The sequence below is a fragment of the Vibrio sp. Vb0304 genome (genome assembly GCF_033338995.1).
In the GTDB taxonomy this organism is placed as follows: domain Bacteria; phylum Pseudomonadota; class Gammaproteobacteria; order Enterobacterales; family Vibrionaceae; genus Vibrio; species Vibrio alginolyticus.
This window is the reverse complement of sequence record NZ_JAWOTT010000001.1, coordinates 37793-62523: the sequence shown is the minus strand read 5'-3', so window position 1 is coordinate 62523 and position 24731 is coordinate 37793. Positions and strand designations below refer to the sequence as shown.

At 44.6% G+C, this 24731-nt stretch carries 19 protein-coding genes and 1 pseudogene; 11 read left to right on the top strand and 9 right to left on the bottom strand.

All coding sequences use genetic code 11. From position 1 onward, the window contains the following. Positions 1 to 242 precede the first annotated feature (242 nt). A complete protein-coding gene (locus R7P35_RS00260; RefSeq protein ID WP_005374598.1) occupies positions 243 to 1244 on the bottom strand; it encodes an arginine deiminase-related protein in 1002 nt (333 codons plus the stop codon). 404 nt (positions 1245 to 1648) lie between these two features. On the opposite strand from R7P35_RS00260, the gene R7P35_RS00255 reads away from it, so the two are divergent. Together R7P35_RS00255 and R7P35_RS00250 are read left to right on the top strand one after the other, a co-directional pair. Continuing rightward, positions 1649 to 3499, top strand: coding sequence for an ABC transporter ATP-binding protein (locus R7P35_RS00255; RefSeq protein ID WP_054576536.1), 1851 nt, complete (start codon positions 1649 to 1651; stop codon positions 3497 to 3499). A gap of 591 nt (positions 3500 to 4090) precedes the next feature. Then, a complete protein-coding gene (locus R7P35_RS00250; RefSeq protein WP_054576535.1) occupies positions 4091 to 4798 on the top strand; it encodes a DUF445 domain-containing protein in 708 nt (235 codons plus the stop codon). Positions 4799 to 4901: 103 nt separating this feature from the next. On the opposite strand, the gene R7P35_RS00245 is transcribed toward R7P35_RS00250, so the two are convergent. After that, complete coding sequence (locus R7P35_RS00245) at positions 4902 to 5378, bottom strand: Lrp/AsnC family transcriptional regulator (RefSeq protein WP_005374595.1); 477 nt, start codon at positions 5376 to 5378, stop codon at positions 4902 to 4904. A 292-nt stretch (positions 5379 to 5670) separates the two neighbouring features. Beyond that, a complete protein-coding gene (locus tag R7P35_RS00240) occupies positions 5671 to 5919 on the bottom strand; it encodes a hypothetical protein (RefSeq protein WP_005374593.1) in 249 nt (82 codons plus the stop codon). A gap of 358 nt (positions 5920 to 6277) precedes the next feature. Here R7P35_RS00240 and R7P35_RS00235 point away from each other — a divergent pair. Next, positions 6278 to 6553, top strand: a pseudogene (locus tag R7P35_RS00235) (GNAT family N-acetyltransferase); the annotation flags it as partial. Positions 6554 to 6558: 5 nt separating this feature from the next. Beyond that, positions 6559 to 6993 carry a hypothetical protein gene (locus R7P35_RS00230; protein WP_054576534.1) on the top strand — a complete coding sequence of 145 codons (435 nt, stop codon included), beginning with the start codon at positions 6559 to 6561 and terminating at the stop codon, positions 6991 to 6993. Between the two features lie 91 nt (positions 6994 to 7084). On the opposite strand, the gene R7P35_RS00225 is transcribed toward R7P35_RS00230, so the two are convergent. Continuing rightward, entirely contained in the window at positions 7085 to 7324 is a 240-nt protein-coding gene (locus R7P35_RS00225) for an RNA recognition motif domain-containing protein (RefSeq protein ID WP_005374587.1), read from the bottom strand. 148 nt (positions 7325 to 7472) lie between these two features. On the opposite strand from R7P35_RS00225, the gene R7P35_RS00220 reads away from it, so the two are divergent. Next, positions 7473 to 8006: a GNAT family N-acetyltransferase gene (locus R7P35_RS00220; protein ID WP_017820066.1), complete on the top strand. Its 534-nt coding sequence runs from the start codon at positions 7473 to 7475 to the stop codon at positions 8004 to 8006. A gap of 124 nt (positions 8007 to 8130) precedes the next feature. Here the strand turns inward: R7P35_RS00220 and putP are convergent, their stop codons facing one another. The 4 genes from putP to R7P35_RS00200 all read right to left on the bottom strand — a co-directional run bounded on the left by putP (position 8131) and on the right by R7P35_RS00200 (position 14830). After that, the gene (gene putP, locus R7P35_RS00215) at positions 8131 to 9624 is read right to left on the bottom strand and encodes a sodium/proline symporter PutP (RefSeq protein WP_005374582.1); all 1494 of its coding nucleotides are present in this window, start codon (positions 9622 to 9624) and stop codon (positions 8131 to 8133) included. A 136-nt stretch (positions 9625 to 9760) separates the two neighbouring features. Continuing rightward, on the bottom strand, positions 9761 to 10468 hold the full coding sequence (locus R7P35_RS00210) for a delta-1-pyrroline-5-carboxylate dehydrogenase (RefSeq protein WP_005392153.1): 708 nt from the start codon (positions 10466 to 10468) through the stop codon (positions 9761 to 9763). 11 nt (positions 10469 to 10479) lie between these two features. Next, a complete protein-coding gene (gene putA, locus R7P35_RS00205) occupies positions 10480 to 13611 on the bottom strand; it encodes a bifunctional proline dehydrogenase/L-glutamate gamma-semialdehyde dehydrogenase PutA (RefSeq protein ID WP_053303957.1) in 3132 nt (1043 codons plus the stop codon). A 406-nt stretch (positions 13612 to 14017) separates the two neighbouring features. After that, the gene (locus R7P35_RS00200; protein ID WP_213904661.1) at positions 14018 to 14830 is read right to left on the bottom strand and encodes an AraC family transcriptional regulator; all 813 of its coding nucleotides are present in this window, start codon (positions 14828 to 14830) and stop codon (positions 14018 to 14020) included. Positions 14831 to 15801: 971 nt separating this feature from the next. Between R7P35_RS00200 and R7P35_RS00195 the strand changes: the two genes are divergently transcribed. Continuing rightward, the gene (locus tag R7P35_RS00195) at positions 15802 to 16521 is read left to right on the top strand and encodes a PAS domain-containing protein (protein ID WP_017820063.1); all 720 of its coding nucleotides are present in this window, start codon (positions 15802 to 15804) and stop codon (positions 16519 to 16521) included. Positions 16522 to 16594: 73 nt separating this feature from the next. Here R7P35_RS00195 and pdxH read toward each other — a convergent pair whose 3' ends face one another. Next, entirely contained in the window at positions 16595 to 17230 is a 636-nt protein-coding gene (pdxH, locus tag R7P35_RS00190; protein ID WP_005374570.1) for a pyridoxamine 5'-phosphate oxidase, read from the bottom strand. Positions 17231 to 17345: 115 nt separating this feature from the next. On the opposite strand from pdxH, the gene R7P35_RS00185 reads away from it, so the two are divergent. From R7P35_RS00185 to R7P35_RS00165, 5 genes are all read left to right on the top strand, one after another. Beyond that, positions 17346 to 19220 carry an ATP-binding protein gene (locus tag R7P35_RS00185; protein ID WP_213904662.1) on the top strand — a complete coding sequence of 625 codons (1875 nt, stop codon included), beginning with the start codon at positions 17346 to 17348 and terminating at the stop codon, positions 19218 to 19220. Next, positions 19213 to 20436 (top strand): sigma-54-dependent transcriptional regulator, encoded by a 1224-nt coding sequence (locus R7P35_RS00180; protein ID WP_005374563.1) that lies wholly within the window; start codon positions 19213 to 19215, stop codon positions 20434 to 20436. Before R7P35_RS00185 ends, R7P35_RS00180 begins: the two co-directional genes overlap by 8 nt. A 173-nt stretch (positions 20437 to 20609) precedes the next feature. Continuing rightward, a complete protein-coding gene (locus tag R7P35_RS00175) occupies positions 20610 to 22001 on the top strand; it encodes an HlyD family type I secretion periplasmic adaptor subunit (RefSeq protein WP_005374562.1) in 1392 nt (463 codons plus the stop codon). 114 nt (positions 22002 to 22115) lie between these two features. Next, a complete protein-coding gene (locus tag R7P35_RS00170; protein WP_005374561.1) occupies positions 22116 to 22799 on the top strand; it encodes a transglutaminase-like cysteine peptidase in 684 nt (227 codons plus the stop codon). A 5-nt stretch (positions 22800 to 22804) separates the two neighbouring features. Further along, positions 22805 to 24718, top strand: a complete 1914-nt coding sequence (locus tag R7P35_RS00165; RefSeq protein WP_005374560.1) for an EAL domain-containing protein — start codon at positions 22805 to 22807, stop codon at positions 24716 to 24718. Positions 24719 to 24731 lie beyond the last annotated feature (13 nt).

Genomic DNA, 24731 nt, shown 5'->3' with positions numbered 1-24731 from the left:
TTGAAGAAGCAATAAAAATAATGAAGATGCGGTAAAACGCAGGCGCGGACTTTACCACAATCTGCTAGGTGAACCATCCTATTTTAGGCGCTTAAACCAAGCGTAGCCTACGCAAATCGTCAGAAAACTAAAAAGCGCAAAAAAGCCGTTAGTCTGTACTGCCACAGAGCTAACGGCTAAAAACCCTTGAAGAGAACGCTTCATCAGCCTTTCACTGCGGCTGAAAAGAAATGTGCAGTTTATTAAAGCACAGCTTTACGATTCGGTAAGAACACTTCACCCAACATGCAACGAACCGAACCACCACCAATAGATTCTATGGTAGAAACGTCGAATGGCAGCAATTTACCGTGCGTCGCCAATTGGTTTCTTTGTGCTGGTGAGAATGCATCGTACGCCGATTGCGACATCGCAATCACCTTGTCGCCGTTGATCGTTTCTAGTTGCAGAATGTTACCGCAGAACTGGTTCATCTGATCAAGCGAAATTGAGATGACTTGCTTGTCTTTGGCGAGTGACTTCATTACAAAACGACGCTCAAATTCTGGGATCACTTCGTCACAAATCACGCAAAACTGTTCGCCAACCGCCATCATCACATTGGTGTGATAAATCGGCGCACCAGACGGCAAACGAGTTTGGAAAGAAATCACTCGTTCATAGCCAATACGATCGGCGTAATCTTCTAAAACCAGACGATCACAACGTTGTGAGAGTGCGGCGTAGACCGTTTTATTTAGGTGGTCAAACACCATCACACCCGTGCTTTCTAAATACGCTTGCTCGTCAAGATATTCAGTTAGACTGCTGCGTCGATGAACTTCTCGCCCTGCTTGCGCTAGTGCTGCCACAAGTGCATCGGGACGTACTTCTTTTTGACGGTTTTCACAGGCCATTGGAAAGGTGTACAACGTGCCATCTGGCGTAGTGCTAAACCAATTGTTTGGAAATACCGCGTCTGGCGTTGCAACATCTGAAGTTGGATAATCAAACTCAACAACTTGAACGCCCTCTTGACGCAGCGTTGCAACCATACTCGCGAACTCGGCCATTACTCGACGTGAGACTTCTTCTTGGCTGAGTGACACTTTATGTTGGAACTCATTATCTTGTGCGGTTTCTTCATTAAAACGAAACTCTTTCGGTGGCACCATCACTACGCAGTTTGCGGTTTGGCGCTGAGCACTTTGCGTGCTTTCTTCTTTCCCATTAGCAAATTGGGTCACTGATTCGTGTAATAGCATCCAATACATTCCTTATCACTAGAATGAGGAGATTGTAAATTTATTGTTAACTTCAGTTTTGCTGTTTTGACAATTAATTTAATTGCACAAAAGTAATTTTTGCTGCATTAAGTTCATTTTTCCTTAAATTTTATTGTCACTTTGCAGGTTTAAGCTTTTATGGCACCACGATGAACATGATAAGAATTCATCATAAGAATCAGAACCATAGACAATCACACTCATAACCAACTAGTTACATTTAAGACACAATCGGTTAGACTATTTTTTCGCCCCTCTCGTCAATCGGTCTGCTTTATCGAGGAGCAGGCAAAAAACTCTCATACACGCGGTTTCGTCCAAAGCAGCGTGAATCGATGGATTTAGCCACCCCAAATGGCACTGTTTTAACTTTAGGATGAGTTATGTTTAAACGATTTGAAGGCTTTACAGAGCCGTTCCCCAAATCTACACCGGATCAGCCTCCTTCAGGGATGTTCGCTTTTCTGCGTTATTACACTCGTGGTTATGAAAAGCCTTTGATCATCATGTCTTTGATGGCCACAATTGTGGCTGTTGTTGAGGTAATGTTGTTTGGCGCCATGGGACAATTGGTTGATTGGTTGTCTACCAGCAATCCAGAAACGTTCTTACAAGACAACAAATCGGATTTGATTTTCTACGGAGCCTTATTGCTGGTTGTCATGCCTATATTGGTGATCTTGTACTCGTTGCTCGTTCATCAAACGTTATTGGGCAACTACCCAATGTCTATCCGCTGGCTTGCACACCGGTATTTGCTCAATCAAAGCTTGAACTTCTATCAAGATGATTTTGCAGGTCGAGTCGCAACGAAAGTCATGCAAACCTCATTAGCTGTGCGCGAAACCGTGATGAAAGCTATGGATGTGTTTGTTTACGTTACGGTTTACTTCACCAGCATGATCATTATGTTAGCGACGGCAGACTGGCGTTTGATGATCCCAATGATTGTCTGGCTACTCGCTTACATCGCTATCCAAATCTATTTTGTCCCTAAGCTCAAAGACGTCGCTTCAGCACAGGCCGATGCACGTTCGACAATGACAGGGCGCATCGTCGACAGTTATACCAATATTCAAACCGTCAAACTGTTTTCTCATAGCCAGCGCGAAACCCAATATGCCGAGCAAGGCATGAAAGGATTTTTGAATACGGTCTATCGTCAAATGCGCCTAGTGACCGGCTTCGACGTCGCTGTAGAGATCTCAAACTATATTTTGGTATTTTCCGTTGCTGCTTTATCGATTTACCTGTGGTTGGATAGTGCCATCAGCGTTGGCGCGATTGCGATAGCTGTTAGCCTTGCATTACGCGTAAATGGTATGTCGATGTGGATCATGTGGGAAGTTGGCGCCCTCTTTGAAAATATGGGAACCGTAGTCGATGGAATGAAAACGCTCTCTAAGCCTATTGATATTAAAGATAAACCAGGCGCAAAAGACTTATTAGTCACTGAAGGTGGCATTCACTTTGATAACGTCAGCTTCCATTACGGTGAGAATAAAGGCGTGATTAGCCATCTCGATCTCAACATCAAACCAGGAGAGAAAGTAGGCTTGGTTGGGCGCTCCGGCGCCGGAAAATCGACTTTGGTGAACTTGTTACTTCGTTTCCACGATGTCGAAGACGGCAGCATTAAGATCGATGGACAGAACATCTCAGAAGTCACACAAGACTCTTTGCGTTCAAAGATCGGTATGGTGACCCAAGATACTTCTCTGCTACACCGTTCAATTCGAGACAACATTTTGTATGGCAATCCAGATGCGACAGAAGAAGATTTGCTGAAAGCCACTAAGCAAGCGCATGCCCATGAGTTTATTGAAACTCTGACCGACCCATTTGGTAATGTCGGATACGATGCGCAAGTTGGTGAACGTGGTGTGAAACTGTCTGGCGGCCAACGTCAGCGTATCGCAATATCTCGTGTGCTACTCAAAGATGCACCATTGCTGGTATTGGATGAAGCAACATCGGCTCTGGATTCAGAAGTCGAAGCAGCGATTCAGGAAAGCTTAAATGAATTAATGCAAGGGAAAACGGTTATTGCTATCGCTCACCGATTATCGACCATCGCACAAATGGATCGCCTCATCGTGCTAGATAAAGGCAGCATCGTTGAACAAGGTTCTCATCAAGAACTCATTGCGAATAACGGCATTTACGCCCAGCTTTGGGCGCATCAAACTGGCGGATTTATCGCTGAAGAACTAGACAATCAACACGCTTCTTAACGAGTGATAAGCTCAATAAAAACGGCGCTTTAAGCGCCGTTTTTTATTTTAATCCATGGCTAGACGCTCATATAGCCATTGTGGTTTCTCATATATGAAACACTCTCCATGATAAAGCTCACACTTTTTCTGCTAATATACCGCCTCGTTGCGTATCCATTGCAATGAACACAATACAGAGTATTGAGCCGTCTTCATTTGTCATTTCACTTTTTGAGAAACAGCTATACTCAATAGATGGCTTAGTTATTATATTAACAATAAGGTAATTAGCTTATGTGTAAATGTGGTTCAATGCAGATCGTACAACTCAAACCAAGTTGGGCTGACAAGCTATTCGGCTACTCAGAAAGATGGAAATGCCAACTTTGTTGTAAGATCTACCGCATCTAAAATTAAAAATAGAATCTTAGTTTTTCTAAGAAAAAGCAGTGGCCCGACAGTAATTGTCGGGTTTTGTTTTTCTGTACATCCATTTTTATCCCTTCGCAACACGGTCACTCATCACGGCAAAACCTAGCATCTCAATGTGACTTAGGTATAGAATCAGGCCCACTTATTTATTCCGATATTCACATATAACTGGTCACTATGAACAAAAGTTTGCTAACGAATGTCCTCGCTATCGCTTTGATGGCTGGAGGTCATCAATTACAAAACGACTATCTTTGGTATGCAGGGCTGTTTGCGTTCTCAGGCGCCATCACCAACTGGCTTGCCATCCATATGCTATTTGAGAAAGTGCCTGGATTATACGGTTCTGGCGTGATCCCCGCGCGATTTGAAGAGTTTAAACTGGCTATCAAAAACTTAATGATGGAACAGTTTTTTACTGAAGCGAACATTGACCGATTCTTGAATAAAGAAATGGCGGGCGGTGTGAACATCGATCTTCAACCAGTAATTGAGAAAGTAGATTTAAATCCAGCATTTGATTCCCTAGTGGAAGTAATTGAAGGCTCTCAATTTGGCGGCATGCTAGCGATGTTTGGCGGCTCGGAAGCGCTACAACCCATGCGCCAACCTTTCGTCGAAAAAATGCAAGAATCCATCATTGAGTTGAGCAAGAGCGATAACATCAAAGAAGCACTGAAAGAGCAATTCGAATCTCCTGCAATGATGGATGAGATAAAGCAGAACATTGAAGGTATCATCGATCAACGTTTAAGCGAATTAACACCGGCATTAGTTAAAGAAATGGTGCAAAAGATGATTAAACAACACCTTGGCTGGCTAGTCGTTTGGGGCGGTGTTTTTGGAGGTTTAATTGGCCTTATCAGTACCTTTATCGGGGCATAATCGCTCACCGATTTATTAAAAAAGGAGCTTCGGCTCCTTTTTTAATCGAGAAAAAGTAATATACCAAGCCACGCTAAATAAGGAGGCTCAACACATGCCTCGCCTAACCAAGGAGCTCGGGATTAACACCAAATCCCGTTTTATGTTCTTCAATGACCACTTCACTACGAGTTTGAATCACGCCCGGAAGCGTGCCTAACTTGCTCGACATAAACTCCTGATACGCTTTCATGCTCTTAACACGAACTTTTATCATGGTATCGAAATCTCCAGAGAGCGAGTAGCACTCTTCAATTTCAGGCATCAATTCCACCGCTTTCGCAAACTTTTCAAAAATAGAAAAACTGGTTTGGTCTAAACGAATATGGATGAATACCTGCACATCCAGCCCCAACTTTTCCGCATTCAACTCTGCATGGTAACCATTGATATACCCTTCTTTTTCTAGTCGCTTTACACGGTCAGAACATGGAGAAGTCGTTAAGTTAATCAGCTTTGCTAGTTCTACAACTGGAATTCTGCCTCTCGAATGAAGCACTCTCAAAATATGTAAATCAATCCGGTCCAATTGATAACTCATTAACCCACTTCCTTGTAACCACTTAGAAAGCATCACATTAATCGTTGCTCAAAAAATTGCAAACCATCAAATGCACAGCATGTGAAATTCAGCAGAGAATAACCAGAAAACAACGAAGGAGGGAAAGTGCTATGATTATTGCCGCTCACTTAGTAACCGTGATATGAAGATAAAAAGCAACCTAGCGGCTCCCGCGGAGTCGCAAATTTGAAAGCGCATGACACGCCTGTATAGATATGTCGTTCGGGCAACGCCGCCCTATTTAGCCATTAATTATGGCTATCACTCAGAGTTAGAGTGCGGCCGATGTATGCCGTGTAGGATGTGGAACAACCTCTCCAATTGCACGATGATTACAACAACGGCAGTAGTATTGAGGCTCCATCTCGTAATAATGTTCACCTGATACAAATTTCGCCATCAGCTGTGTAAAACTCACCATTTTGCCTGTTAACGAGTCAACAGACTGAGGCTCGCAACGCTTCATAATCACTTTATGTTGCGTTGATTTTCTACAAGCTGCGCAATATATATCCGGCATTTCTCTTCTCCCTACTTTTTCGTCCTACTGACAGTTGACATATTTTGTTCAAAATAATTCCACAATTAAAAAGCTCCTTTAATTTTTTGTGCCCTATCTTCAAAAAATTGAACGAAAGTATCAAAAAACTGAGACATTGGTCAGACCTCAACTTTTGTACCATCAATATGAGCAAACGTGCTTATGTGTGTAATAATACGACACATTACACATAAGCAATTGTTCGGGCTTATTATTTAGTAAGGCGCATGACAACTTTACAGCTGGCTAGATCGAGCTTTCGAGACGCCTTGTTATCTTGATTTACCCCGCAAACCAGTTGCTAGCAGCTATAGCCGTCTCATCAAGGAAGAAATGCATGACGATACAACCGATTCTCACTACCGAAAGACTCGTCCTCCGGCCATTCAATATCGATGACTGCCAACAAGTGGCTTTACTCGCTGGAGATAAGCGAATTGCCGACATGACAGCAAACATCCCTCATCCTTATGAGCGACCGATGGCGCAAGCATGGATAGATAGGCACGATCCGATGTATCAGCAGCATCAAGGCGTGGCGTACGCTATTACCTTGCAAAACACTGGGGAGTTACTTGGTGCAGTGAGTTTACCGCGTATCGAAGAGGGATATGTCGGATGATCATCCATGAAACTTCACAAAATCTGCCCAAGAACAACCCTTTCTTGCTAGGAACTGTATTTTTGTCGCTGTTCTATTTTTCCTACCTAGCAGACAAGATCGTCGAGTTTGGACTCGTAGCACTCACAATAATAGGATTGAAACTTCTCTCAACGTACTTCACGCGCCGCGTGTTCAATCCTAAAACGCTAGATATCGATGCAAGCACCAACACCTTGAAGTACCGCCAGGGCTCAACGGTTTACTTCCGTCTACCTCTTGATGACATTGTCAAAGTCCAAATACAGAAAGAGTTCTTCTCTAGCAAAAGTTTGATGCTCTACACAGTCAACGACGCTTACCAAGTGCCGAATTCAAACAATTTCGATTCTCTACAGTTAAAGGATTTAATGAAACAACTTGAAGAGAGAATTGATGATCAATCTCGCTAAAACGAAAAGAGAAGACATTCTAGAATGTTGCCAATTTGGTCTCTAAATAGAAAGACAAAAAAGCCAGCAATAACGCTGGCTTTTCTCTGTGTTAGTCTTGTGCGACTTTCACGCGAATTTTGCTTTTTTCTACGTTCGTCAAATTCAGTGCTTCAAGAGCAGAAATGGCTTCTGCTTCGTCCGGCATGATGACAAAACCGAAGCCTTTCGACAAACCCGTGTCTTGATCAAGCACTAGCGAACACAGTTCTACTTTGCCGTACGCTGAGAATAATTTGCGGATATCTTGCTCGGTCATGTGACGAGCCAAGTTTCTTACTAAAAGTTTCATAATGAACCTAGTTGGTTTGATAACGGTTCGATTCTCTCAGTTTCTCTCTGGCAAACCAAGTGAATAATATGACGGCGTTGACTAGATCATTCTAAGTACATCTGTTTAAATGATTTTCCGCTCATTTTTCACCCATAGGAGAGTCGGCATGGAAACGAAACGTCTCAAACTCATCCCTGCTTGTTTAGAACGAGCCGAAGAGGCGCATCAAGCTGTCGTTCGCAGCCAAAAGACTCTCGAAGTCTATCTGCCGTGGGTGCCTCATGTGCTGACATTAGAAGCGATGATAGAAGGGACAGAGAAAGCCATCGCAAACTTTGAAAACTTCGAAGAAGAGCTGCGTTACTACATCATTGAAAAGGAAAGCGATCGCTTACTGGGTGCGGTCGGCTTGATGATTCGAGATCCCGACGTACCATCCTTTGAGATAGGTTATTGGTTAGATAATGCTGCCGTTGGCAATGGTTATGTTGCCGAGGCTGTACTCGAAGTTGAGCGCTATGCGTTTGATGACTTGGGCGCCAAGAGAATCGCAATTCATGCTGATAGCACCAACCAAAAGAGCCGGGCTGTAGCCGAGCGCTGTGGTTATGAGTTCGAAGGAGAGCTCAGAAACGAACGTCTGACTACATCGGGAGAGTTGAGTAACACCGTTATTTACGCCAAAATTCGTCGCGACTAACACTCCAATCTAACCGAGCAATGCTAAGCTTTGATCTCAAGCTACCACCATTAACGTTAATTAAGTTTCAGATAAAACAAAGCCCGCTAAAATAGCGGGCTTTGTGTTCATATACGGGAAGTTACTAGTCTAGTTCAACCAGTTTTTTCTCGAACGACTGGTGTTGGTCTAACACGTCTTGCGCAGCACCGCCCGTTGCTTTACTTACCACAATGATAGCAAGCGTAGAGAAGATGATGCCCGGTACGATTTCGTACACATCAAACCAACCGCCAGTTAGCTGCTTCCAAACCACGATAGTGATACCACCAACAAGAATACCTGCTAACGCGCCGTTACGGTTCATACCGCTCCAGTAAAGGCTAAGTACAACCGCAGGACCAAATGCCGCACCAAAACCAGCCCAAGCGTAAGATACAAGACCAAGTACTGAGCTATCAGGCGTCATCGCTAGGAATAGCGCAACAAGCGAAATAACGATAACACCGATACGACCAATCATTACGATTTCTTCAGAAGACGCTTCTGGCTTGAATACTTGCTTGTAGAAATCTTCTGCAAGCGCTGAAGATGAAACAAGGAGCTGTGAGTCAGCGGTACTCATTACCGCCGCTAGGATTGCTGCTAACAACATACCCGCAACGACAGGGTGGAATACTGCGTTAACCAATAGCATGAAGATCTTCTCGCCGTCTTCTAGTTGAGTACCCGGATGACCCGTAACCCAAACCAGACCAACAAGACCAACAAGCATTGCACCAACCATAGATAGTGCCGTCCAAATCACTGCGATACGACGTGCAGTCGTTAGATCTTTGTTTGAACGAGACGCTTTAAAACGCGCTAGGATGTGTGGCTGACCAAAGTAACCAAGGCCCCACGCCGCTAGAGAGATAATGGCAATCGCAGACAATGGTTCGCCTTTCGCGTCATTCCATAGCGTTGCAAGTTCTGGGTTGATGTCATGTAGATCAGAACTTAGCTGACCTAAACCACCGTCCATTACCGCTATAGGAACAATCATTAGCGCAGCCGCCATTAGCAGACCTTGCACTAAGTCAGTCCAAGATACCGCTAGGAAACCACCGAATAGTGTGTAAGAAACGACACACACCGTACCGATGATAACAGCGTAGGTGTAATCTAGACCGAATACCGTCTCAAACAGTTTGCCCCCTGCGACCAAACCTGAGCTGGTGTAGAAAAGGAAAAATAGAAGAATGAAAAACGCAGAGATTGTCTGAATCAGTTTCGACTTATCGTTGAAGCGACGTGACAGGAACTCTGGCAACGTTAGCGCGTCAGTTTGGATACTGTAGGTACGGAGGCGTTTTGCACTGATGAGCCAGTTTGCCCATGTACCAAGAAGTAGACCGCCGGCTAACCAGAAGGCCTCGATACCCGCAGCGTACGCATAGCCAGGCAAGCCTAGCAGCAACCAACCACTCATGTCTGAAGCACCTGCAGATAATGCAGCAGGCCACGGACCTAGGCTACGGCCACCTAGGAAGTAGTCAGATGAATTGGAAGTCCTCTTATACGCGTAAACGCCAATAGCAACCATAATCAGTAAATACGCCACAAAAGTGGACGTGATAGCAAAGCTATTTTCTATCATTAGATAGTCCTCGTTATAATTATTTCCTTCCTTGCCTGCCCTGATATTTTACCGTCTCAGCAATACATCAGAGTATAAAAAACCAATCTGGACCGGCTCTCAGTCCAGTTACTCCAGATTGGCATTACAAGTCAGGTTAGTGAGTTTCGTTCCCCAACTCGAGTAGAGTTGCGTTACCACCCACCGCGGTAATATTTATCGTTCGAGTGCGCTCAGTAATGAAGCGCAACGAGAGATGAGGATCATGAGCCAATTTCGGTGACTCTAAATCCGTTTCAGAAACTAAGCCGACGATTGCACCGTCACGCTTAGCTAGTTGAAGATTGAGCGCATGCTCAATCTGTGAACGCCCAACATAACCCACACTACGTACATCGCTCTCAAGCAACGGGGCAGACGCATCGTACGCAACAACCTGGACTAAGTTAGATGGGAAGTTTGCCAACGCTACAGCTTGCTTAACCAATTGGTTTAGCTCTGCATTGTCACTGCAAACGACCACACTGTTGCCTGCAATTAAGGCACAGGTGATCATCGCAAAAGCACTGTATAACGCATTATCAGCAGGCTCGATGTTGTTTTCACAAATCACCAAAGCCACACCGCGTCCTGCGGCATACAGTTCGTTAGTTTCCCCTGTAGGGCCAACTAACTGGTGAGTTTCTGCAAGAAGAGCTGATGCTTGTTGCAAGTGGTAAGAAACCACTTTGGCAACGGTAGACTGCTGCCCTTCTAGTGCAGATTTAAATGCCAGAACATGCTCGCATTTGTAATCAAAATCAGTCAGATTCCACTGCTCCCACGCAGAGAATGCATCTTTAAAATAGGTGATCTGATGAACCATAATGCGACTCCTTATGCGTTTTCTGCTTGAGCAAGAAGATGTTGAGTAAATCGGAATAGGTAGTGTGGACCACCAGCTTTCGGGCCAGTACCTGACAAGCCTTGACCACCAAACGGCTGTACACCAACCACAGCACCAACTTGGTCTCGGTTGATGTAGCAGTTACCTACTCGAGCATGCTTCTCAATCCAACGGTACGTGGTTTCGTTACGGCTATGGATACCCATCGTCAAGCCAAAACCCGTTTTGTTGATCTGCGCAACCACGTTCGGTAATTCAGACGCTTTAAAGCGAACAATGTGCAAGATTGGACCAAATTGTTCTTCTTTCAGCACATCGATGCCCGAGATTTCAAACGCACTTGGTGAGACAAAGTCACCATGCTGGCACGATTCATCCAGCTGTAGCTGAGCGACTTTAGTCTGTGCTTTGCTCATTTGCTCAAGGTGAGCGAGGAGTTTTTGTTTTGCATTGCTGTCGATAACCGGACCAACATCTGTTTTGTGTAGGTAAGGTAAACCAACATGCAGTTCATTCATCGCACCCTGAATCAGGTTGATCATACGGTCTGCTACATCTTCTTGTACAAATAGAACACGGAGGGCAGAACAACGCTGACCAGCAGATGCAAACGCCGAACGAATCACATCACGCACCACCTGCTCTGGCAATGCAGTACTGTCCACAATCATTGCGTTTTGGCCACCTGTTTCCGCAATAAACGGAACTGGTTTCGCGCTGCGCTCCGCGAGCGTAACGTTAATGCGTTGCGCCGTTGCCGTTGAGCCAGTGAATGCCACACCAGCAATAGCATCATGAGAAGTCAGTGCATGACCGATCTCAGCGCCGCGACCAGTAAGTAACTGAATCACACCTGCAGGGAAGCCAGCATCAAGCATTAGTTCAATAGCGCGAGCGGCAATTAAGCTTGTTTGCTCAGCAGGTTTTGCAACCACTGTGTTACCCGCAATCAGTGCTGCCGTCACCTGACCAAGGAAGATAGCCAACGGGAAGTTCCAAGGGCTAATACACACAAACACACCAAGACCTTCACGGCTAGAAATGCGTTTCACACCATCAAAGCCTTCTAGCTCAAATGGCTGTAGGTTTTGCGCTTGTTTCGCGTAATAACGACAGAAATCCACTGCTTCACGAACTTCATCAATGCTATCGTGAATCGTTTTACCCGCTTCTTTGTGACAAATCGCCACCAGCTCAGCCAGATTTTCTTCCATTAAGTCAGCAAGCTTTTCTAAACAAGCCGCTTTTTGCTCAACAGGAACACCTTTCCAATCAGAGAAAGCACTTTGCGCCGCATCAATTGCAGCGGAAACGTGATCAAGAGTTGCAAATGCCACTTTGCCGACTTCAATTCGGCGATCGTATGGTGCGGTGATGATCTCAGCCGCATTTTCCTTGATCATGCTTTCGGCAAAGCGTTCACCATTGATCATCGGGCCTGCAACCCACTGGTTGTCCATGAAGCTTTCGACCTGAGCTTCAAATGGCTTCGCTTCACTGTCGATGTCAATGTTGACGCCGTATGAGTTCTTACGCTCAGGGAAAATATCGGCAGGCAATGGAATTTTGTCGTTGTGTAGCGTGTCAAAACCCGTCAACACATCCACAGGGTGATGGGTCAACTCATAAATCGGACAACGCGCATCAACTAGACGGTGTACAAACGAGCTGTTCGCACCATTTTCAAGCAGACGACGAACCAAGTACGGAAGAAGATCAGCATGGCTACCGACAGGAGCATAAATACGTACTGGCTGACCGTACATTTTCATAACATGGTTATACAGTGAATCACCCATACCATGCAGGCGCTGGAACTCGTATTCTTTGTGCTCCGCCATGACAGCAATTGCCGTCACCGTGTGAGCATTGTGGCTTGCAAATTGTGGGTAGATATTACCGCGAACCCCTTCGCTAAGTAGGAAACGAGCACAAGCTAGGTATGCAACGTCCGTCGCTTCTTTGCGAGTGTATACTGGGTAATTTGCATAACCCGCTTGTTGAGACCACTTGATTTCGCTGTCCCAGTACGCGCCTTTAACCAAACGCAGAGGAATAACGTCACCTTGCTCTTTTGCGAGTGCATTTAGCCACACCAAGACTGGTAGCGCACGTTTTGAGTAGGCTTGAATAACCAAACCAAACTTGCCCCAACCTTTCACAAGATCGCTACGGTACACTTTCTCAAATAGCTTCAGAGAAAGCTCAAGGCGATCCGCCTCTTCTGCATCGATTGTGATTGCAACGTCGACTTCAATAGCACGTTTTAGTAGTTGCATTAGTGAGTCATACAACTCTGTCATTACACGTTCTTCATTTGCGACTTCGTAGCGCGGATGTAATGCAGAAAGCTTGATGGAAATCGAAGGCGCTGGACTGGTGTCATTGCCGTAAGTTTCTCGACCTACCGCTTCGATCGCCATTAGGTAATCTTTGAAGTACTTGTTCGCGTCCGCTGTAGTTAACGCCGCCTCACCTAACATATCAAATGAGTAGGTGAAACCTTTGTCGCGCATTGGACGACCGTTCTTTTGCGCTTCTTCGATCGTACGACCACGAACAAACTGGTGACCCATGATCTTCATTGCCTGATACATGGCTTTACGAATCACAGGCTCAGAGAATTTATTTACCAGACGGTTTACAGCCTGACCTGGGCTCTGGGTGCCTTGCTCACCAAGACCAACCACTTTACCTGTTAGCATGAGGCCCCATGTTGATGCGTTAACAAACACAGAGTCAGAGTTTTTCAGGTGAGATTTCCAGTCTGCGACACTCAACTTATCTTTAATCAAAGAATCTGCTGTCGCGGCATCTGGGATGCGCATTAATGCTTCTGCAAGACACATCAGCAAGATACCTTCTTGAGTATCTAAGCTGTATTCCAGCAATAAAGCATCAATCATCTGGATTGACTTCTTATCGGCACGAATGGCTTCGATAAGGTGGGTCGTTTGGGTAGTGATCGCCGATTTTTCATCCTCTGTCGGCGTCGCTAGTGGCAATAGTTGCTCTAGCCATTGAGACTCGTCCACCATATATAATGGCGAGATCAGTGACCACAACTTATCAAGCGGCTGCCCGATAAATTCCGGTGTCAACACGTTCGTAGCTGTAAACATGTGTGTTCCTCAATCTCACTCCTCGAAAACCGCTTCGAGGATTATCAATGGCTGGCAGTGTATTTTGAGGCCGATAAGAATACTTGTCAAAAACTACGACATTTTTGCCAAAAACTCGCTTTTATAACAAAACATCCACATAGTCACATTCAAATAGGTAATATTTTGTGTTGTAAATTTTAATTTTTTCATTGCATTCACAACAAAATATCAAGAATATCAATAAGATTTTTGTGAAGAGCTCGTTCTAAGAGAAAATGTAGGATCAAGTGGCATATCAACCACTGCAAAGAACAGAGAATTTAAAAAAACGAGAGATAGGTCACGTGAATAAAACATAAAAAAACCATGCATAGTGCATGGCTTCATTCTGATTGATGATTATTTGACCTAAAAAAACGCGTTGTTATCCAACTTGTTTTTTATAACGGGAAGGTGATATTCCCTGTAAGCGAGTAAAAGTATGAGTAAAAGTACTCTGGCTTGAGAAGCCAGTAAACTCGGCAATTTGCCCTAAAGAAAGGTGCCCTTGCTCGATTAATTCACGAGCCATGTCGATTCGCTTTCCGAGAACATATTGATGAGGTGTAATCCCCATCTGCTCTTTAAACAAGCAATGGAACTGACTTTCCCCAAGAAACACTCGCCCGGCCAATTGAGCCACACTAATCTTATGACTCAGGTGCTGCTCAATGTAACGATCAATCGCCTCCAAATCAAAGCGCGACTCTTTTCGACTGGTCTCAAATGCCGAGATATGGCGCTGCATTAACGCAATCACAGTGTCGTTACACGCACGACTTAACAGCAGGTCATCCGGATGGTTTCGCATTTCCTGAACCAACATCTGTATCAGCTTCTGAATTTGACTATCTAACTGGAAGTAGACATGGTCTCTCTCCAGGTTATTGATTTTTTGAAGCATTTCAGGATCATCATTTGTCGGTTTGGGCATATTCAGCACCAAAATATCCGATTGATTGATGACGCCACCGAAAGCATGATCAGAGCATGCGGTGACCACACAACCTTGACCAGGGCCGACAAAATTACCTCGCCCGCGCACTTCAAATTCGGCTTGCCCTTTTAAACCAATCACGATCTGCGTATAAGAATGATCGTGGCAATCCATATAAGACGGAAGTGTGATCAGCTCCGCCGGTTTTGGCAGCATAATCTCTTGATATGAAAGGATTTCTTGGTTATCTGAGTCACTCATTTTAAACAGTCGTCTTTACACGGTCAGCTTACGTCTTCGCATCATATACCTTCTTTGTTGGGTTGCAACTTTTACCCAACTCAATCGACAAGATCAAATCAGCATGATCAAGTTCATTTACATGATCATAGTTCCGGAACGATGATCATGCGAGGTTAATTTACGGTCAGTGAGCAACCAATTTTATTAACAAAAACGGATAGATAGGCAACACCTTACGTATACATAATCAATCAATGTAAAGATCCTTATTACCGAACAATCTGTTATTTTGTAAAACACCGTGCTCCATATTAGATAACTCGTCCCTGAAACGGATCGAAACCCACTCTTAAACTCAACATAGAGGGATTTCCCCCCTTACTAATATGCTTCTGATTCAATACATTAGTTATCGAGCTTTAAGATGCATACGATCTAAAGCTCTCGGTATCTCATTGATACCTCTAACTTACTTAGCAGACCCTCGCTAGGTAATTTAGAACCTCTTCTACACGTCGACAAGATTATATCTTGTGTTGCCAGCCCGTCTTCAGGCTGGCTTTTTTTTCGCTTCTCAACAATGAAAACAATGGCATAAGCTGATATCATAGCTTTTGTCTCACTGTCCCTCTCATATGCTTAGGTGCTGCTCTTTCACTCACAAGTGATATGAACGTCAACCACATTACAACTGAGTTGTAGGAAGCATGATCAAGGACGATACGAGTTGTAAGCCGAACATTGGCGGACATCCGTGAGCGCACATATCTGTAATGAAACAGACCATTTTCCCAATTAAACTCTTCGTTCCATTTCGTCGTTGTCTATGACTACCTGACGAAAACATCGAACACCATGAATTTAATTGGATTGAGCGCCAATCAACGAACGTGTTCTAGCAACGTAACTGCCTACTTGGCAACATCAATACGAGCCATGTAACACGGACGTCTCTGTATTGGTAAAAGCAGTATGTAGTGAGTCCTTTTGTGAATATTTCAGTCGATACCATAGAACAATCCCTCCTTAAACAGCTACCAGGTTGTTGGGGATGCAAAGATAAAGATTCGGTATTCCTATACGTAAACCAGGAATACGCAGAACTGTTAGGGCACACGTCGCCCGAGGAGTGCTTGGGTAAAACTGATTTTGATATGGCCAGCCCAACCACTGAATGCGCGCAAGAATTTCAACGCCAGGATAAACACGTTCTCGAAACTGGCGAGTCACTAAAAATTCTGGATATCCACCCTTATCCAGATGGCCGCTGGCGAGCACATATATTTACTAAAACACCGTGGCGAGATGACAAAGGCGACATCGTAGGCACCATTTTCTACGGAAGGGAACTCACCGACACCGCCGTGATTGAAGTCGGGTATTGGGTTTGTCGTGCAATCAGTACCAACCCAAATCAACAATCCATCTTTCGTTTTTCTGACTTACAACCAAAACCAGAGAAGCTCACATGCCGCGAGCAAGAAACGCTTTTCCTCTTGCTCTATGGCAAAAAGCCTCAATTTATCTCTCAGGTCATGGGCATATCAACAAAAACCGTTGAAGGTCACGTCGCACGCTTACGTAATAAGTTTGCAGCGAACAGCAAGAACGAGCTAATAGATAAAGCAATGGAAGCAGGCTACGGCTCTGTTGTACCCAAAACGCTGCTTAAGCATCAATTATCGGTTGTGTTGAATGGAGAGCGATAATTCGCATCGCTTCTACCTACAAAAACACCGCCCCAATTCGGCGGTGTTTGTTTACTCATCAGGGACCATAAGCCTATGGCGCTAAACGATCAATGTCCCAACTTCCATCATGCTGGGAGAAAAGAAAACGATCGTGAAGGCGATGTTCGCCACCTTGCCAAAATTCGATGCTCTTTGGTTTTACGCGAAAGCCCCCCCAAAAGGTTGGTACTGGTATTTCACCCTTAGCAAACTTCTGTTTTAGCTCTAAAAACTTACCTTCCAACACACCTCTGGCAGAAATACGGCTACTTTGTTTGCTCGCGATTGCGGCCAACTGGCTCTCTTTAGGACGAGAAGTAAAGTATTTCATATTCTCTACGGCGGTAAGCTTTTCAGCCACACCAGTAATATGAACTTGGCGCTCTAACGGATGCCAAGGGAAGTGCAAACTAATATTGCTGTTATGCTCTAGCTGCTGGGCCTTGCGACTGCCTAGGTTGGTGTAAAACACAAAACCATCTTTGTCGACGTTTTTCAATAGAACAATGCGTTGAAACGGCATGCCATTTTCATCAACCGTTGCAACTGTCATCGCAGTCGGGTCCGTTAAACCCGCTTCAACTGCTTGCTCTAGCCACAGATTAAATTGATCAATAGGATCAGCTTTCAAATCTTTACGACGCAGCCCACCTTTGGTGTACTCACGACGAATATCAGCAAGTTCCATCTTTACTCCTTCACTCGTTTTTGTCGATTGTGCTCCCGATACTGAGGAAATACAAGGACATCATTGTGCTTGTTATCGTTGCCGCTCACAGCATCACAGTGCGTCATTTGATACCATGACACAAAAAACCAGTGAGCCGATCGTGAACTTACTCAACCCCAAAGCCCTACGTCATTTTTTACTGCTACTGTGTGCCGTCGGCATTTCAGGGCTTGCGCTTACTCATCATTACGCAACTCAATACCAACATGATCAATGGCAACAAAAGCTAGAGAGACAAGCCGCGCAAGTGTCACAAGAAGTGGACTACGAACTGGCAAAGTTTGAACAGATACCAAACCTATTAAGTCACGACCCAAGACTACTCAAAGCAGTAGAGCGCGGAACGCCCTCTCAAGAGCTCAACCTACTGTTATCAGATTGGTTGAAGCAAAGTTTGGCCGATACGATTTACGTTCATGACCGCACCGGGTTAGTCATTGCCTCAAGTAACTTTCAGCAAGAAGATACGTTTGTTGGCTCTAGCTTTAGCTATCGCCCCTATTTTAAAAATGCGCGACGCGGTGAGCCCGCTCAATATGTTGGATTAGGCGTGCGCTCGAATAAACGTGGGTACTTCTTCTCATCTCCGCTGTGGGTAAATGAGGAAGTCGTTGGCGTGATCACAGTAAAAGTGAATTTGGAGCAATTAGAACAGCGCCTTTCGCAAACCACGACTGACGTACTCATTACAGATAAACACAATGTCGTGTTTATGAGCAATTTACCAGACTGGCGCTATCGTGCACTTTTCCCACTGTCATCGAGCGCAATAAATGAACTTACCGAAACGCGTCAATATGGCGATACCTTACCCGAATATTTTGGTGAGTTAACGGCACACAGTGGTGTCACGGAGTTTGATGACAATCAATTGCTTCTATCACCGAATTACCTCGCATACGCAACACACTTATTGGATAAAGGGTTTCGCGTCGTTGCCTTAATTAACCACAACAGCGTTCTTGCCGCCGTTTTACAGGCCGATATCGTCTTCCTGATCTTATATGCGCTCATTGCTCTAATTGCGTTAGCGTGGTTCCAAACCCTAGTTAACAAAGCACGCCTTGCCCATCTCAATGTGAGCCTAGAAGAAAAAGTAGTGCAACGGACACTAGTTCTGAGTGAAGCCAACCAAAAACTACAACAGACCATCCGCCAATATGAGCAAAGCCAACAAGAGCTTAAACAAACACAACAAGAACTGACGCAAGCCGCGAAATTGGCATTGTTGGGCGAGCTATCAGCCAGTATTAATCATGAGATAAATCAGCCACTTTCCGCACTAAGAACCTATACCGAAAACTCGCAGCGTTTGTTGGCAATGGAAAAATACCCAATGGTCGCTGACAACTTGGGCAAAATGCTGACACTCAATGACACCATTTCGGAAGTCATTGCCCGCTTAAAAGTCTTTACTCGGAAAGCCACGCACGATTCACACAATGAAATCGCGGTACTGCACGACGCGGTACATACTGCCACCAGCATTTTGAGCAACAAGCTTATTAAGCAAGGAGTAACACTAAAAGTTCCGGCCATCGACTATGATGTGAAGCTGGCCATTCACAGCGTTGAATTAGAACAAGTGCTGATAAACCTCTTCCACAACGCCGCACAAGCGATGGAAAACCACTGTATCGATCCGCAAATATCCATTGCTGTTCAGTGTCATGATGACAGTTGCGACATTCTTGTTTCCGATAACGGACCAGGGATGTCAGACGAAGCCCTAGCAAAAGTGTTCGACCCATTTTTTACGACTAAGCCAGAGGGCTTAGGATTAGGTTTGACCATCTCCAAACGCATTTTAGAGAGCTATCACGGCTCCCTCTGTGCCTATAAACATCAGAACACAGAACAACAAGCAGGAGGCATGACCTTTATCGTGACGCTACCAATAGTCAATCAGAATAAACGTACTCCAGAAGTGGAAAACGACCATGAATAACTCAGTTTTCTTTGTTGATGACGAACCACACATTCGTGATGCCGTGTCTCAAGCCCTGCTGATTGAAGGGATAGACGTCACCTGCTTACCAAACGCAGTAGAAGCCTTACGCGTAATCGACTCAAATACGCCTGCGATTATCATTACCGATATCCATATGCCCGTGATGGATGGCTTGGAGTTTATGCGAACTTTGCGAAGCAAAAACGATCACTTTCAATTCATCGTACTTACTGGACATGGAGATGTGAAAACCGCGGTAGATGCGATGAAAAGCGGCGCGTACGACTTTCTAGAAAAACCGTTTTCAACGGAACAGCTCATGAAATCGCTCAACAATGCCAGCGATAAACTGAACTTGTTGCAAGAAAACATCTGGCTTAAGAAAGAGCTCGACATGCAAACTCATGTTGGTCCGAAAATGATTGGTCACAGTAAGGCCATGGTGAGCATTCGTCGCGCCTTGATCAGTGCGCCCACAAGCCAGCCGCTCATTTTTGTAGGTCAAGATGGTACGGGTCGGCGACTCGCTGCACAATTTGCCCACGACATACATGCAACACCGGATAGTGAGCTAATCGCCGCTTCTGGTGAAGACCTCTATGAGCTTTCATTAGAAGCGCTCGACAAAGCCATACACCGCTTAAGTGAAGGAAAACGCCACTGCAGTTTGTACTTACATAGCGCAGAGCATGTATCATTTGAGCAATGGGAATACTTATTCAAGCACCCAAAACTTGAGCGTGTTTTTGGCGCGACCACCCAAGCCGAGCCACCTCTAAAATCCCTGGCGACTCTAATTCACTTACCGACGCTCGATGAAAGAAAGGAAGATATAGGGCCTTTATACAAGCACTTTGTGCGCCACACCGCGAGTCGATATCAGTTACAGCCGCCACATATCAGCCTAGAAGAGGTCAAACACCTCACCAGTCTCGAATGGCCAGAAAACGTTAAGCAGCTACGCCAATTTGCTGAACTTCGTGCCCTCAAGCCAGATACTTTTAGAATGGAAGATTGGAACAGTGAGAAAAGTCTTGAAATTCAGAGTATGACTCAGCGCACAGAATACTTTGAATATTGCTTGTTATTCGATGCATTGCAAAGACATCGCGGCAGACTCAAAGAGGTTCAACTAGAATTACAGGTATCACGCAAAACCTTGTACGACAAACTAAAAAAACATCAGTTGGATAAAGCCAAGTTCAAGGCGTAATAGCTATACTCCGGCGCTAATTATGCTTTTGTTTGATTTAGAAAGTGTAAGAAAGCTCATTTGAAGAGAGAATAACCCTCTTCTCATATTTTATTAGCCGAGCATGCTGACATGATCGGTTAATAATAATAAGATCAAAAAGATAATCCGTAATTATATAAGCAGGGACTGTGATGAGCCGAGATAACTACAACAAACTCAACGATGAAGAGTTGGATTTTGTTGATGACAAAACTGCAGCATTGCTCCTCAATACCCCCAACAGCGCGCGTTTTATGCTCTGGGTTATGGTGCTATTTTTCATTGCAGCAATAGGTTGGGCATCTTGGGCTGAAATCGACAAAGTCACGGTTGGTCAAGGCAAAGTGATTCCCTCCTCACAGATACAAGTAGTCCAAAACTTAGAAGGTGGCTTAGTCAAAGAAATCTTGGTCAAAGAAGGCCAGTTGGTTGAAAAAGGCCAACAGTTACTGCTTATCGACGACACCCGCTTTCGCTCAGATTTTCGTGAACGTGAGCAACAAGTTGCCAACCTTACCGCATCTGTGCTGCAACTATCCGCTTCTATTAACAGTGTTGCCGTTAATCGTGATTTTGAAACGGAAAACTGGCGTCAAAGTGTACTACTTGATTACGGTAAACTGACCTTCCCACCAACCTTGGAAGAGACTCGACCTCAACTCACACAGCGTCAAAAAGCAGAATATCGCGAAGATCTAGATAATTTACGCAACCAACTTTCTGTTATTGACCAACAAGTGCAGCAAAAGCAGCAGGACTTGGTAGAGATCCAAGCACGAGTAAGGAACTTGCGTCAAAGCTACCAATACGCGAAAAAAGAACTCGATATCACCAAACCTTTGGCAGACGAGGGCGTTGTTCCTCGTATTGAACTGCTCAAATTACAGCGCCAAGTCAACGATACCCGTCGTGAAATGACGTCCAGTGAGCTCAAGATTCCCGTATTGCAATCAGCGATTCGAGAATCCATGCTCAACCGTATTGATGTTGCACTCAAATTCCGCTCTGAACAGCAAGAGAAACTCAACAGCGCCCAAGACCAGTTATCTGCTTTGGTTGAATCAGCGGTGGGCTTGGAAGATAGAGTAAACCGAACGGTTGTGAATTCGCCAGTAACAGGCAAAATCAAAACACTGAACATCAATACTGTCGGTGGTGTTATCCAACCTGGTATGGATATCGTCGAGATCGTACCAACAGAAGACACACTATTGGTAGAGGCGAAAATTGCGCCAAAAGACATCGCATTTTTACGCCCAGATCTTCATGCTATCGTGAAATTTACAGCTTACGACTTCACAAAGTACGGCGGTTTAGAGGGAGAGTTGGAACATATCAGCGCGGATACCACTCAAGATGAAGAAGGCAACAGCTTCTACATTGTTCGTGTACGCACCGAAAAAACAAACTTTGGTCAAGATGCAGATTTACCAATCATTCCAGGAATGACAGCATCGGTCGATATCATCACAGGGAAGCGAACCGTTTTGGAATATCTACTTAAACCGATTTTAAGTGCCAAAACGAACGCCTTGAAGGAGTAAACCACATTAAGATACTCGCGATAGGGAGTATTGAGCGATAAGTGATTAAATAAAAAGCACTTATTTCTCACTGACGAACTCTCTAGAAGAGTATACTTGTGATACGAGTCGAATATGCGATCCAATTTGCAGCGTAAAGTTACATTATTAATCAGCTTAAGTTGTTTGTCGTTCCAACTTGGTGCGCTGAACAGTAAAGAACAACGATGGGTCAATACGGTCACAGCGGTGTACGGCGAACGTGCGGGATTGCGCGTAAATACATGGCGAAAGAACCTCGACTTATTTAAACAATTAGAGACTCATGAACAGCTCGCTGGCGTTAACGACTTTTTTAATCAGCTGTATTTCGTTGACGACATAAAACTGTGGGGAAAGACAGATTATTGGGCTACGCCACTCGAATTTTTAGGGAGTAACGCAGGAGACTGTGAAGATTTCACTATTGCTAAGTACTTCTCTTTACTCGAGCTAGGAATACCAGATTCAAAGATGCGTTTAATATACGTAAAAGCCATCGAACTGAATCAGTTTCACATGGTATTAGCTTACTACCCTACCCCAAGTTCTGAGCCGCTCATTCTCGATAATATCAATCCTGACATTGTCCGAGCCTCTAAGCGTAGCGACTTGCTACCGATATACAGTTTTAATGGTACAAACCTGTGGTTGATGAAGTCATCTGCTAGCACTGGAGAGCTAGCAGGGAAAGCATCACGGTTGAGCCTTTGGAATGACTTACGCTCGCGCGAACGTAAGTTGCAGTTAAATAAACCTAAAATTAACTATGACGAGTGAGAAACATGACCCTATATAAGAAGCTTGTGGTGGGGATGGTTACGGTCTTTATACTCTTGTTGGCATCAGTATTCGTAATCCAATTCAACACGACTCGAGACAGCTTGGAGCAACAGCAACGTTCAGAGGTCAACAACACTATTAACACCGTAGGTTTGGCACTGGCTCCTTACCTAAAGGACAAAGATAAAGTCGCGGTTGAGTCCGTGATTAATGCTCTATTTGACGGCAGCACCTACTCCGTTGTTCGTCTTACAGCATTAGATTCTGACTACCAGATCGTGCGTACTTACCCAGTTAAACCAAGTACGGTGCCACAATGGTTTATCGACATGAATCTATTTAAAGCGATTCACGATAAGCGTGTTGTGACCAGTGGTTGGATGCAGCTCGCCGAAGTAGAAATCATTAGTCACCCAGGCGCAGCTTACGAGCAGCTCTGGCAAGGTTTTATTGGCTTGCTGTCTGTATTCAGTGTTATTTTTCTAGCTGGTTTAGTGGCAATTTCATACATCCTACGTCGCTCGCTAAAACCATTAACGGCCATCGTAAATAAAATGCATGAAATCGCGAATAACCAATTTGGTGAACCGCTTGCTCGTCCAAGAACCAAAGATCTTATCGCGGTGGTAGATGGCATTAACATGATGTCTGCTCAAATCGAGCTATCATTCAAAGAGCAAGCCAAAGAGGCGCAACGTCTGCGTGCTCAGGCTTACCTCGATCCTATATCTAAATTGGGTAACCGCTCATTCTACATCAACCAAATCGACCAATGGCTTGCAGAGCAAACGCAAGGGGGTATCGCGCTACTCCATGCTGAATACATTGGGGACATTTACGAGACCAAAGATTACCAACGCGCAGATGCCCACGTTAAAGAACTGTCTCAACGTTTGAAAAACACCATTGATGTACCGGGTGCCACTATTGCTCGCTTGTCTAGTGATGAGTTCGGCTTGCTTTTCCCTCATATGGATGAGAGCGAGTTACGCATTTTATCGGACAGCATCGTCAATTGTGTTAACGGCCTAAATACTGACCCAACAGGCTTAGCAAAACCTAAAGCGTCACTAGGGGTTGCACACAGCAAAGATCAGAAAACGCGCTCTGAAATCCTCTCGATGGTGGACAACGCACTATCGAAAGCCAAAGCGCAACCAGACAAGCCATACGGCTTCATTGGCAGTGATACACCTTCTAGTTTGATGGGTAAACAGCAATGGAAAGCGTTGGTTGAAGAAGCCATTCATAGTGATTGGGTTAAATTCCGTTTCCAAGCTGCGAAAAACACATGGGGTAAAGTATTCCACAACGAAGTATTTTCAAGCATCGAAAAAGATGGTGAAACGTATCGTGCGAATCAATACCTATTCGCACTAGAACAGTTAGACGCCACCAACATCTTTGACCAGTATGTCATTGAATCAATGATTAAGATGCTAGAAAATGGTGAACTTAATGACCCAGTCGCGATTAACATCGCGCAAAGCAGCTTATCTCAACCATCGTTTATTCGCTGGACAACTAGCATGCTGGAAAAACACGCCAAAGTGGCCTCTAAGCTACATTTTGAAATTCCAGAGGAATGCTTTATCGATCAGCCTCACCACACAGCACTGTTATGTAATGCCATTCGCCAATCAGGTGCTGAGTTCGGCGTAGATAACTACGGACGTAACTTCCAATCTTTGGAATACATCCAAGAGTTCCGCCCGAACTATGTGAAGCTCGATTACCTATTCACACACAACTTGCACGACGAAAAACAGAAATTCACGCTAACGTCGATCTCTCGTACTGCCCACAACCTTGGTATTACGACTATCGCATCGCGCATCGAAACTCAAATCCAGTTGGACTTCCTCACTGAACATTTTGTTGAGGTATTCCAAGGATTCATCGTCGACAAGGAATAAAAAGGTTTATCAA